We start from the raw sequence: 11,280 nt of genomic DNA on the forward strand, positions 1-11,280 counted from the left end.
ATCCCTGTCCCGATGAAAAACGGCGCGCATCCCTGCGCGCCGCCCTCCGGGTCTTCAATTGCCTTCGCTAGTGCCAAGCGACGCACAACAACCGCAACTGCAAAATCTTCACGGCAACGGCAACGGCAACGGCAACGGCAACGGCAACGGCAAATCCCCCCTGGCCACCTTTTCCAAAGGGGGAAAGAGCAAAGGCGCGTCGTCGTGGTCGTGCGGCGGCTTACGGCGTCTGCAACGGCCGCGGCGGGGCGGTTGAGCCGCGCACCACCAGGATCGGGCTGAAGCCTTCGTTCGGCGGGACTTCCAGGGGCTGATCCACTTCGCGGCGCAGTTCGGCGATCAGGCGATACGCCGCGTGACGGGCGATCTCTTCGGTCGCCTGGCGTGCGGTGGTCAGGGTCGGCCAGGATTGCTTGGAGAACGGGCTGTCCTCGAAGCCGGCGATCGACAGGTCGTAGGGCACGTGCATGCCGCTCGACTTTGCCGCGGCCAACACGCCGGCGGCGATTTCGTCGTTGCTGCCGAAGATCGCGGTCGGGCGGTCGGGCAGGGCGAACAATCGCCGCGCGCCGCGGAAGCCGTCGTCGAAGGAGTAATCGCCCGGCAGCACCAGGTTCTCGTCTTCGGCGATGCCATAGTCGTTGAGCGCCTGGGCATAGCCCTTGTAGCGCTCCCAACTGGAACGGTGCGATTTGCCGCCCCACAGGAAACCGATGCGCTGGTGGCCGAGTTGGATCAGGTGTTCGGTGATGTCGTAGGCGGCGTCGCGGTCGTCGACCCAGACGCAGGGCGAACCGTCCTTCGGGTCTTCGGCGGCCGAAACGATGCGCACCAGGCGGATGCCGTGGGCGACCAGTTCGCTGACCAATTCCATGCGCTCGGACATCGGCGGCGCCAGCACCAGGCCGGCCAGGCGCGCGCCCTGGACCAGGTCGATCAGGTCGGCGGCGAGCAGCGGCGAGGACGAATCGCAGGGATGGATCTGCAGGCCGTAGCCGGTTTCGCGGCAGGCGGCCAGGACGCCGTTCTGCACGCTGATGATGTAGTACGGGTTCGGGTTGTCGTAGACCACGCCGAGAGCATACGGCTGCGCGCTGCGCAGGCTGCGCGCGGACGGGTCGGGGCGGTAGTCGAGTTCGGCGATCGCTTCGTGGACGCGGGCGCGGGTACGGGCGCGGACGCCGGATTCGTCGTTGATCACGCGCGAGACGGTCTTCAGCGAGACCTGGGCCAGTTCGGCGACGTCTTTGATGGTGGGTCGGCGCACGGGGTTCTCGCGAGTCAGCGCAAAACCGGCGCTGCTGCGCCGGATGAGGTCCTAGCCTACTCGCCGGGTCAGGGCTTGGGTACCACGGCCAGGGTCAGGCGCGAGATGCAGGCCAGCTTGCCGGCCTCGTCCTCGATGCGGATTTCCCAGACCTGGGTGCTGGCGCCGACGTGCACGGGACGCGCGGTGCCGGTGACGGTGCCGCTGCGCACGCCGCGGACGTGGTTGGCGTTGATCTCGATGCCGACGCACATCTTGCCTTCGGGCACGCTCAGGTTGGCCGCGCTGCTGCCCAGGGTCTCGGCGAGCAGGACCGAGGCGCCGCCGTGGAGCAGGCCGTAAGGCTGGTGGGTGCGGGCGTCGACCGGCATGGTGCCGCGGACGTAGTCCGGGCCGATTTCGGTGAAGACGATGCCGAGCGGTTCCATCGCGGTGTTGCGCGAGAGCCGGTTGAGGTCGGCGACGGTGTTGTGGCCGCGGAACGGGGAACGCGCGGCGGAGGGAGCGGTGTCGGAGGCATTCATCGCCTCACGATAGCGGCGATGCCGCGGTCGGACCAGTCGCGAGCGTCGGCTCGCAGGCGTTGCGGGCGTACATCGGATGCTGCGGTGAGGCGATGGAGCGGCGCTTGGGCAGTGCTTGGGCGATTGGCTCGGGGCGGTCGGGTGGCCCCGGCGTCCTCTAAAAAGCCCGGAACGGCGCGCGTTGAACAGTGGGGACTGTGCGCGCCGGTCCGGGTCGGAAAGAGGAGGGGGAGGTCACCGCGTTCGGCCGGCCCATGGACGAACGTCTGCGATCAGGCGAAGCGGAAGCGCGGCTGGACCCAGTTGCTGGCGTAGCTGCGGTTGCTGGCGTAGCCGCTGCTGTTGCCGTAGCCGACGCCGAAATCGCGCTGGCGGTGCTGGTGGCGGACGGTCGGGGCGGTCTGGACGGTGGCCGTAGCGGTCGTGGCGGTCGGGGAAACGGTGCGGGCGGTCTGGGCGTTCATGGCGGGCTTCCTGTGTCGTGGGGGGCTGTAGTGACTCGGTGTGTTGGTAAAGTACAACACCTAAACAATATTCGCTATGTGCTGGAAGTCATGCCCCGGTGTTTCGGGGCGCCCGGTGGGGGTTCCGGGCCCCGGCGGCTGGATGCAAGCGCCGGGATTGCTGATAGAGATGTGGCGAGGGGCGCGGAGGTTGCAATCGCGCACCTATGACTGAAGACCTATGCCAGGCGACGGATGTGACCGACCGAAGGGGACTGAAACCGGAGGGGAGATGTTTCTCTCCGAAGACGCGGGCCCCATCCCAGCTTTTTCGCTCATGCATACCCTCACCCCAACCCCTCTCCCGCAAGCGGGAGAGGGGCTTCGAGCGGATCGGTCGTGGGAGTGCGCCCTACCTCAACCCTCTTTCCGAGGTTTAGAGCGCAGCGGAAGAGGGCGCAGAGACAGCCGCTCTTCCTGTTTCCGCCTGCGTCGGTTACAGGAAGTGCAAGGCGAAGAAGCTTCCCTGCATGAGCAGGGAAGCATGAGGACTTACGGCGCAACGTTGCCGCGTTGCGATCAAAGAATCGGAGCCAGCCCCGCGCCGAACGCAGTGAACATGCGCGTAGTGAGGCTTTTCACGCCGAGGTTGACCTCGGGGAAATCGCCGACCGGTTTGTAGCAGGCGCGGAAGCCCGGGTCGGTGCGGTACAGCGGGCTCGGGCAGTTCGGGCTGGGCACGAATTCGTAGCTGGTCGCGTAACGCACCGGCCACAGGTCGAACAGCGGCAGGTGTTCGGAGACCTTCGCGATCGAATACTCCAGCCCGGAGAACACCGGCGGTTTGTCGCGGCGCGCGATCACCCAGGAGTTAGCCGGGGCGATGTCGCGGCGGATGCTGTCGCCGAGCGCGCGGGCGAAGGCTTCGTCCTCGATCACCACCGCGCTTTCGGTGTTGTAGTGGTCGCCGCGCGGGTCGAAGTTGTGTGTGCCGATCACGCTGATGCGGTCGTCGATGACCATCGACTTGGCGTGCATGCCGATGCGCACGCCGGCGCGCTTGAGCGGCACCGGTTCGTTGCTGCGACGGCGCGCATAACGCGTGGCGACATACTCGCGCGACAGCGGCCGGCGGTACTGGTAGGGATAGGCGACGCTGCTGCGGTCCTGGCGGCGCCAGCGCGCCGGCGGCGGCTGTTCGGGCAGACCCGGCAGACCGAGCGCGGGCAGGGTCGCGCCGGTCGCGGCGATGTCGATCGGCGCATCGGCCGGGAACGGTTTGTATTCGTAGATGTTGAAGCCGAACTCGCGCAGGTAGCGGCGCTTGTACTTGTACGACAGGGCGTAGGCGATGAAGGCGTCGGTCGCGGCGAGGCTGTTGGTGGAGACGATCACGCGCGGCGCGTCAGGGCGTTCGTGCAGGTCGCTGAATAATTTCTGCGCGGCCTTCGACAGCACCAGATACGGCGTCTGCAGCATCACTTCCTTGCGCGAGTTCGCGATCAGGCCGCGCAGCGAGTCGGAGGCCAGGGCGCTGGCGTCGCTGTTCTCGCGATGCTTGTCGGGCGTATCGGAGATGTAGCGCACCTGCCCGACTTCGATGGCATGGTCGGCGACGCGCTCGCGCACGGTCTCGGCATTGGCGGCATCGTCGAGCATGGCCTGGGCGCGCTTGGGGCGCTCGAACTCGGTCTTCGGCAGGGCCGGCACGCCGTCGGAGATCAGGCGCCGGCCGACGTCGCTGAGGCGTTCGACGGGGACGCTGCGGCGGTCGTTCCAGAACAACTCGAAGTCGGTGCCCATCGCGTCGGCGACCGGGCCGGCGACGAGCACGTCGCGGTCGCGGAAGTTGTATTCGTCGTCCCAGTCGTAATAGTCGTCCTGGTAGTTGCGGCCGCCGGCGATGCCGACCCGGCCGTCGATGAGCAGCAGCTTGGTGTGCATGCGCTGGTTCAGCCGGCGCCAGCAGCAGGCCGCGGCCAGCACGTACTGCGGGTAGGTGATGCGAGCGCGGTGCAGCACCGGGTTGTACAGCCGCACTTCCAGATTGACGTGGGCGCCGGACAGCGCGGCCAGGGTGTCGATGTGGCGCAGCGCCGCGAGTTGGTCCATCAGCAGGCGCACGCGCACGCCGCGGCGGGCGGCGGCGAGCAGTTCGTCGAGCACCAGCTTGCCGGCGTCGTCCTCGTCGTAGATGTAGGTCTGCAGGTCGAGGGTGCGGGTGGCGCCGCGGATCAGGTCGATGCGTGCGAGCAGGGCATCGGGGCCGCGGTCGAGGATCACCGCGTAGTGGCGCGGCTGCTCCGGGGTCGACGCGGCCAGGGCTTTGCTGCCCAGCTCGCGCAGCGGCGAAGGCTGCGCGCAGGCGTCGGCGGCGTCGCAGTCGATCTGGTTGGAGCGCGCCTGCGCGGCGATCTGGCTGGCGCGGTCGCGCTGCGCCGGGCTCAGCGTGGCGCAGGCCGACAACGATAGGACGAGCAGGGCCGTCAGGCCGCGCGGTACCGCATTCAACGGAAAGACTCCTTTCGTTCCGGAACCCGGCCGGGGTCGCCCGGGTGGCTTTCGCCGGAGCGCGCCTCGGCGGGCTTGGATTCGGGATGTTTGAACACGCCCGGCTTGAGCCGGACCTGCATGGTGAAACGAACCCGGTCGCCGAGTGCGAACTGCCAACCGTCGAGGCGGTAGTCGTAGCGGCTGACGCTGCCCTGGGCGATGGCGTCGCAGTCCTCGCCGGGACGGGCGCAGGCCGGCGCGCCGAGCACGAAGGTCTCCATGCGGCTGACCCCGTGCAGAGTCAGCTTGCCGCGCAGGGCGCCGCCGGTACGCACCAGGTCGGGCGCGTGCGGTTCGGACAGGAACTCGATGTAGGGATACAGCGGGGCATTGAAGAAACGCTCGCCGCGGGCGAGGCGGGTGTAGCGCTCGGAATCGCCCAACTGCACCGCGGCGGTCGCCAGGCGGATCCGCACCTGGTGGCGGCCGTCGGCCAGGGTGGTGACCTCGCCGTCGTAACGCGGAAACACGCCGGCGACCTTCTGGCCCCAGCGCGTGCGCAGCTCGAAGCTGAAACGGGTGTGGTCGGGGTCGAAAACCTGGAACGTCGACTGCGCCCAGGCCGGGCAAGCGAACGCGGCCGCGAAGGCGGCGCCGGCGGCGACCCGACTGCGAAGGCGCCGCCAGCGCGACGGCGCCGGCCGCGCCGGGTTCACGGCCACCAAAAAGCGCTGAGCTGGGCCACTCCCGGTTCCAGTCCGGTGCCGACCGGCACGCTCAATACCGCGATCCCGCCCGGCGGCATGCCGCGGTAATCGCCCGATTGGCCGCTGTGCAGCAGCGCGGCGAGGCGCTCCAGGCCGGGGTTGTGGCCGACCAGCATCAGCCGCTCGGCTTCGATGTGGGTGTCGGCCAGGCCGATCAGCGTACCGGGCGTCGCGTCGTAGACCGACGGCTCGATGCGTTGTTCGACATAGCCGATCGCGCCGAGCACGGCTTCCAGGGTCTCGCGCGTTCGTCGCGAGGGCGAGCACAGCACGCAGTCCGGGACCAGCTTGTTCTCGGCGAGCCAGCGGCCGGCGGCTTCGGCTTCGGCCAGGCCTTCGGCGGACAGGGGGCGGTCGAGGTCGGCCTGGCCTTGGGCGGCCGGCTCGGCGTGGGCGTGGCGGAGCAGGATCAATTCGCGCATGGAGTGGGCAGTTCTGGCGGCGGAGGTGAAAGCGGGGTCGGAAACGACAGGCGCGCGAAGGCTGGACGAATCGTTGCGACGTGCGAAGAGCGACGGTAGGAGGATGCCTGTCGGATCGGAATAAGGGTAGCGTCGGCGCCGACCGCGGCCGAGGCGGCGTGCCTTACTTGCGAATCCACTTCAGCAGCGGCTGCCAATCGGCCTGGTGTTCGCGGATCTGTGCGGAGTGGTAGTCGAACAGGCTCTTGCCGAGCGCGGTCATCACCACATAGGCCTGGCTGTCGCGGATCTGCCCGACCACCGGGTAGGGCCATTCGCGCAGCAGCTCGATGGCCTGCTGCGAGGCGTTGGTCCAGGGTTTGAGCTTGTTGCCTACCAGGCCGACGCGGAGCTGGCCGCGGCGCACCCGCGGGTGCTGGGCCAGGGTGTCGAGGAAGGGCACGGTCGCTTCGATATCGAGGGTCGAGGGCTGGATCGGCACCAGCACTGCGTCGGCGATCTCCAGGAAACTTTCCAGATCGTCGGCCATCGCGCCGGCCGGTGCGTCGATCACCGTGCGCTGGGCGTCGTCGGGCAGGCTCTTGCGCCAGGCCTTGCGGCGGGTGCCGTCGAGCGGCAGGACCGCGCTTTCCAGGACCGAGCGGCGCTGCGCCCAGCGGGTCGAGGAACCCTGGGGATCGGCATCGATCAAGGCCGTACGCAGGCCATCGAGGGCCGCCTGGGCGGCAAGGTGGGTGGCGATCGTGGTCTTGCCGACGCCGCCCTTCGAACTGGCCACCAGCACGGTCTTCATGCGAGCTCCCTCCGGATGGAAACCGCAGCGTACACCGGGGGTGTGGCCGGGGCCATCACGGGGTGGCTCGATCACGCTGTGGAACGATCGGCGGCCGGGTGTCGGCTCGCGGCAGGCGGTCACGACCGCCGTGTGATCAACCCTGCTTCCGATTAGCTCAGGGCGACCCGCGCCCACAGCGGCAGGGTCAGCAGCGACAGCAGCAGGCCGTAGCCGACCATCGCCGCGGCCAGGCGCGGGGCGAGTTGGTGGGCGATGGCCAGGGCGCCGGCGGTGACCATCGGCGGCATCGCCGATTCGAGCACGGTGGTGCGGGCCATCTCGCCGTGCAGGCCGAGCAACGGCACCAGCGCCCAGGCCAGGGCCGGCATCAGCGCCAGCTTCAGGGCCAGCCCCGACAGCAGCGGCTTGAGCTCGTCGCGCGGCAGGGTCAGCTTCACCGACAGGCCGATGGTCAGCATTGCCAGCGGCAGCAGGGCGTCGGACAGGCGTTGCAGGCCGCCGGCGATCCAGCTCGGCGGTTCGGCCGGCATCACCGTGAAGCCGATCGACAAGGCCCACAGCGGCGGGAAGCGCACGATCCGGCGCAGCATGTCGGCGGCGCTGGGCCGCTGGTCGCCGCCGTAGCGCGCCAGCACCCACAGGCCGAAGGTCGACAGCATCAGGAAGGCGCCGAACTGGTCGTAGACCACCGCGTACGGCAGGGCGTGCTCGCCGATCAGGGCGCGGGTCAGCGGATAGCCGAGAAAGCTGGTGTTGCCGAGGGCGACGGTGAGCAGCAGCACCGCATGTTCGTCGCGGCGGAACTTCAGCCAGCGCGACAACGCGCCGACGCAGGGCACGGTCGCGGCCAGCAGCAGCCATGGCACCGCGGCGATGCCGAGCAGGGCCGGTTCCAGATGCAGGCGCGGCGCATAGCGCAACACCGCTGCCGGCAGGCAGACATACAGCACGACCAGGTTCAGCGTCTGCGCGGCGTTGTCGGGCAACACGCGCGAGCGCTGGAACAGGTAACCCAGCCCCAGCATGGCCAGGACCAGGGCGAAGGCGTCGAAAGCCATGGACGGGGATCGCGAACGTCGGGTGGTAGAGCATGGTCGCGGTTGCGCGGCGCGGCCTCAAGGCGGCTTTAGGCTTAGCGGCGCTCGAGGGGGCGGGCGGTTTGGAAGCGAAGCAAGAGCAAGTCCCCCTGGCCCCTTTTTCAAAGGGGGGAAGTGCCTCGGGTGGGAGTGCAAAGGCCCTGTGTTCGATGCGTCCTTGCTGCAGCGGCCCTGGCTGTTGCCCCCTTTGACAAAGGGGGCGAACGACCGCGCAGCGGGCGTGGGGGATTTGCGGTTGCCCGAGTTTTTCCGAGGCCGACCCATCGGCGCGCCGTATCATGTCGCGTCCACGGAAGAACGGCCCCATGAGCGAACTGCAAGACCTGACGGCGCTGATCCGCGCCAACACCGCATTGATCGTGATCGAGACCCGCGACGAGTCGCGGGTGATCGAGCTGTTCCGCCAGGTATTGATGAACGTGTGGCGGGCGCTGTACCGCTGGTCGATCACCGAAGGCCTGCGCCGGGTCGATTTCGACCGCGACGACGAAGAGACCGAGGTCGCTCCCGACATCTCCAACACGTTGCAGTCGATCCGCGACGCCGAACAGCGCGGCATCTACCTGATGTTCGATGCGCACCCCTACCTGGGCTACGCCAGCACTCAGCGCCAGCTGCGCGAGATCGTCCAGCGTCGCGGCTGCGAGCCGCACGTGCTGGTGCTGATCGGGCACAAGGTCGAGTTGCCGCCGGACCTGGAGTCGCTTGCGGTGCGCCATCAACCGAGCCTGCCGGACGCCAACGCCCTGCTCAAGTTGGTGCGCGAGGAAGCCGAGAACTACATGCGCGAGCACGGCGGGCGCCGGGTCGAGAGCGACGCCGACGCGGTCAAGCAGATCGTGCGCAATCTGCAGGGCCTGGACCCGGTCGATGCGCGCCGGATCGCGCGCCATCTGATCTTCCGCGACGGCGCCATCGGCCCGGACGACCTGCCGGAACTGGCCAAGCTCAAGTTCGAGCTGCTCAACCGTTCCGGCCACCTGCATTACGAATACGACAGTGCGCGCATGAGCGAAGTCGCCGGCGCGCGCCGGATCAAACGTTGGATCGAGCAACGCCGCGGCGTGTTCGTCAGCGGCGATGCGCCGCCCGGGCTGGACCCGCCCAAGGGCATTCTGTTGCTCGGCGTGCAGGGCTGCGGCAAGTCGATGATCGCCAAGGCGGTCGCGGCCGGTTTCGGCGTGCCGCTGGTGCGCCTGGACTTCGGCACCCTGTACGACAAGTTCCACGGCGAGACTGAGAAGAACCTGCGCGCGGCCTTGAGTTCGGCCGAGCAGTTGTCGCCGGCAGTGCTGTGGATCGACGAGATCGAGAAAGGCCTGGCCGGCGACGGCGGCGACAGCGACGGCGGGGTGTCGCGGCGCGTGCTCGGTTATCTGCTGACCTGGATGGCCGAGCGCAAGTCGCGGCTGTTCCTGGTCGCCACCGCCAACCAGATCGAGGCCTTGCCGCCGGAACTGCTGCGCAAGGGCCGCTTCGACGAAATCTTCTTCGTCGACCTGCCGATTGCGGAGGTGCGCGAGGAACTGTTCGCCAGCCATCTGCGCAAGCGCGCGCTGAAGCCGGAAGGTTTCGACCTGGTCGCGCTCGCCCAGGCCAGCGACGGCTTTTCCGGCGCCGAAATCGAGCAGGCCATCGTCGCGGCGATGTACGCCGCGCATGCGGCGAACACGCCCCTGGCGGATTTCCAGTTGCGCGCCGAGCTCAAGCAGACCCGGCCCTTGTCGGTGCTGATGGGCGAGCAGGTCACGGCGCTGCGCGAGTGGGCGCGCGGGCGCACGGTTGCGGCGGATTGAGGGCCGGCGACCGTAGGCGGCGGTCCTAGGCGCCCCGGGCTTTCACATACACCCAGGCCTTGCGTCCCGAGGCCAGGCTCTCCAGCACGCGCCGGTACTCGTCGACTTCGTAGGCGTCGGCGTGGGCCAGTTCTTCGGCGCTGATCGCGAACACCATGCCTTCGACGCGGTCGTGCGGATCGCCGCTGGCTTCGACGATAGGGTGATAGGCCGCGCCGCTGGTGGCGACGACCTGTGCGTCTTCGATCTTCACCATCGTGCGGCGGTAACCGACCAGGGCATCGGCCTGGCCTTCGAGCAGGCGGCCGAAGGTGGCGTGCTGCACATCGGCTTGTTGCAGGGTGCCGTAGGAAAACAGGGACTCGGTGGTTGCGGGGGGCATGCGGACTCCGTTGCGCCGCCTTGCGGCGGCGCGGTGCAGAAGCTTATCCAGCGGCGAGCGTCGCCGATTCGCCGACGCTCGGCCAGCGCCGCGCCAGTTGCGCGGCGAACATCTCCGCCGCCGGCGGATACGCGGCGAAGTGCAGGAAGGGTTCGATGAACTCCAGTTCCATCAGGCGGAAGCCGTCGGCGGTCATCACTCCGTCCACGCGCACATAGGCCTGGTCGCGATAGCCCAACGCAGCCACGGCGCCGAGTGCGCGCCGGGCCGCGGCGAGAATCGCCGGGTCGGGCTCGGTCAAGCTCGCGCTGCCGCCGAAATCGGTCTGCACGCGGTAGTCGCCGGCGTCGGGTTTCTTGAGCACGGCGTGGCTGTAGTGGCCGTCGAAAAACATCAGCGACCACTCGCCTTCGGCGACGATCTCGGCCATGAACGGTTGCACCAGGTAGTCGAGTTCGGGCGGCAGGGCCGCCAGGGCTTCGGCGAAGGCGGCCTCGCCGACCCGGCCGCGCACGGTATGCCAGGCGCCGCCGCTGACGGTCGGCTTGATCACCACTTCGCGTCCGGACATCGCCGCGACCGCGTCGGCGAGGGCGTCGCCGCGCGCCAACACGGTCGGGATGATCGCGACATCGAGGGCGGCGAGATCGAGCAAATAGCGCTTGTTGCTGTTCCAGCGCAGCAAGGGCAGTTCGTTGGCGATCGGCAGGCCGAGGGTTTCGATCTGGTCGTACCAGGCCAGGAAGTCGTCGTAGTGGCGGAAATAATCCCAGGTGGTGCGGACCAGGACGGCATCGAAGCGGGTCCAGTCCACGGCCGGGTCGTTCCAGACGCAGGCGACCGGTTCGATGCCGTGCCCGCGCAGGGCGTCGATGAGGCCGGCGTCGTCGGGATGGAACTCGGCGTAGACGGTCGAGGTGACCACGGCGAGTTGGAAGCCGTTCGGCGAGGCAGCGTGGGCGGCGCTGGTCGCGGCACCGGAATGGATGTTCGCGTCGTCGGACGCGGTATGAGAAACGGGCATGACGCCTCCATGATCGGGAGGGCGCCCTTGTCTCGGCATCGCGGATCGAGCGTGGCGGAACGCGTCGGTTCCGTCGCAGCACCCCTCGGTCCGGATTGCGGACCGGCCCTGAGAGCGATCCGCAACTGGTGCGCGGCGTTGGTTCGACGCCGCGCGAATAGTGTTCGATAGCACAGTCGGCGCTGTCAATCGCGCGGCGATGCTTTTCGGGTAGGAGCGGCGCGAGCCGCGACTGCGCAGCCGCGTGTGCCGACGCGGTCGCGGCTTTT

11 protein-coding genes and 1 riboswitch are annotated in these 11,280 nt (G+C 68.6%); of the genes, 1 reads left to right on the forward strand and 10 read right to left on the reverse strand.

Annotated elements, in window-relative coordinates; genetic code table 11:
• Positions 1-220: 220 nt before the first annotated feature.
• From EX88_RS0116500 to EX88_RS0116535, 8 genes are all read right to left on the reverse strand, one after another.
• Positions 221-1,267: a LacI family DNA-binding transcriptional regulator gene (locus EX88_RS0116500; RefSeq protein WP_031373094.1), complete on the reverse strand. Its 1,047-nt coding sequence runs from the start codon at positions 1,265-1,267 to the stop codon at positions 221-223.
• 68 nt (positions 1,268-1,335) lie between these two features.
• Positions 1,336-1,695 carry a hotdog fold thioesterase gene (locus EX88_RS0116505; RefSeq protein WP_408953896.1) on the reverse strand — a complete coding sequence of 120 codons (360 nt, stop codon included), beginning with the start codon at positions 1,693-1,695 and terminating at the stop codon, positions 1,336-1,338.
• Between the two features lie 368 nt (positions 1,696-2,063).
• Positions 2,064-2,255, reverse strand: a complete 192-nt coding sequence (locus tag EX88_RS0116510) for a hypothetical protein (protein ID WP_031373096.1) — start codon at positions 2,253-2,255, stop codon at positions 2,064-2,066.
• A gap of 558 nt (positions 2,256-2,813) precedes the next feature.
• Positions 2,814-4,745, reverse strand: a complete 1,932-nt coding sequence (locus tag EX88_RS0116515) for a phospholipase D family protein (protein WP_031373097.1) — start codon at positions 4,743-4,745, stop codon at positions 2,814-2,816.
• A complete protein-coding gene (locus EX88_RS0116520) occupies positions 4,742-5,449 on the reverse strand; it encodes a YceI family protein (protein WP_161786138.1) in 708 nt (235 codons plus the stop codon). The genes EX88_RS0116515 and EX88_RS0116520 overlap by 4 nt, the downstream gene beginning before the upstream one ends.
• Positions 5,440-5,916, reverse strand: a complete 477-nt coding sequence (locus EX88_RS0116525; protein ID WP_031373099.1) for a SixA phosphatase family protein — start codon at positions 5,914-5,916, stop codon at positions 5,440-5,442. Before EX88_RS0116525 ends, EX88_RS0116520 begins: the two co-directional genes overlap by 10 nt.
• Positions 5,917-6,079: 163 nt before the next feature.
• Entirely contained in the window at positions 6,080-6,709 is a 630-nt protein-coding gene (locus EX88_RS0116530; RefSeq protein ID WP_031373100.1) for a ParA family protein, read from the reverse strand.
• A gap of 152 nt (positions 6,710-6,861) precedes the next feature.
• On the reverse strand, positions 6,862-7,770 hold the full coding sequence (locus EX88_RS0116535; RefSeq protein ID WP_031373101.1) for an AEC family transporter: 909 nt from the start codon (positions 7,768-7,770) through the stop codon (positions 6,862-6,864).
• A 344-nt stretch (positions 7,771-8,114) separates the two neighbouring features.
• Between EX88_RS0116535 and EX88_RS0116540 the strand changes: the two genes are divergently transcribed.
• Complete coding sequence (locus EX88_RS0116540) at positions 8,115-9,605, forward strand: AAA family ATPase (protein ID WP_031373102.1); 1,491 nt, start codon at positions 8,115-8,117, stop codon at positions 9,603-9,605.
• A gap of 25 nt (positions 9,606-9,630) precedes the next feature.
• Here the strand turns inward: EX88_RS0116540 and EX88_RS0116545 are convergent, their stop codons facing one another.
• The gene (locus tag EX88_RS0116545) at positions 9,631-9,987 is read right to left on the reverse strand and encodes a gamma-glutamylcyclotransferase family protein (RefSeq protein ID WP_031373103.1); all 357 of its coding nucleotides are present in this window, start codon (positions 9,985-9,987) and stop codon (positions 9,631-9,633) included.
• Positions 9,988-10,030: 43 nt separating this feature from the next.
• Positions 10,031-11,011, reverse strand: a complete 981-nt coding sequence (locus EX88_RS0116550; protein WP_051885209.1) for an ATP-grasp domain-containing protein — start codon at positions 11,009-11,011, stop codon at positions 10,031-10,033.
• 12 nt (positions 11,012-11,023) lie between these two features.
• Positions 11,024-11,104, reverse strand: a riboswitch (S-adenosyl-L-homocysteine riboswitch).
• Positions 11,105-11,280: the final 176 nt, after the last annotated feature.

Source organism: Lysobacter antibioticus, assembly GCF_000731095.1.
GTDB lineage: Bacteria > Pseudomonadota > Gammaproteobacteria > Xanthomonadales > Xanthomonadaceae > Lysobacter > Lysobacter antibioticus_B.

Excerpts from the sequence above, each read along its gene's own strand:
- EX88_RS0116505 (WP_408953896.1), bottom strand. The coding sequence starts at position 1,695 with ATGGAACCGCTCGGCATCGTCTTCACCGAAATCGGCCCGGACTACGTC.
- EX88_RS0116510 (WP_031373096.1), bottom strand. The coding sequence starts at position 2,255 with ATGAACGCCCAGACCGCCCGCACCGTTTCCCCGACCGCCACGACCGCT.
- EX88_RS0116525 (WP_031373099.1), bottom strand. The coding sequence starts at position 5,916 with ATGCGCGAATTGATCCTGCTCCGCCACGCCCACGCCGAGCCGGCCGCC.
- EX88_RS0116530 (WP_031373100.1), bottom strand. The coding sequence starts at position 6,709 with ATGAAGACCGTGCTGGTGGCCAGTTCGAAGGGCGGCGTCGGCAAGACC.
- EX88_RS0116535 (WP_031373101.1), bottom strand. The coding sequence starts at position 7,770 with ATGGCTTTCGACGCCTTCGCCCTGGTCCTGGCCATGCTGGGGCTGGGT.
- EX88_RS0116540 (WP_031373102.1), top strand. The coding sequence starts at position 8,115 with ATGAGCGAACTGCAAGACCTGACGGCGCTGATCCGCGCCAACACCGCA.
- EX88_RS0116545 (WP_031373103.1), bottom strand. The coding sequence starts at position 9,987 with ATGCCCCCCGCAACCACCGAGTCCCTGTTTTCCTACGGCACCCTGCAA.
- EX88_RS0116550 (WP_051885209.1), bottom strand. The coding sequence starts at position 11,011 with ATGCCCGTTTCTCATACCGCGTCCGACGACGCGAACATCCATTCCGGT.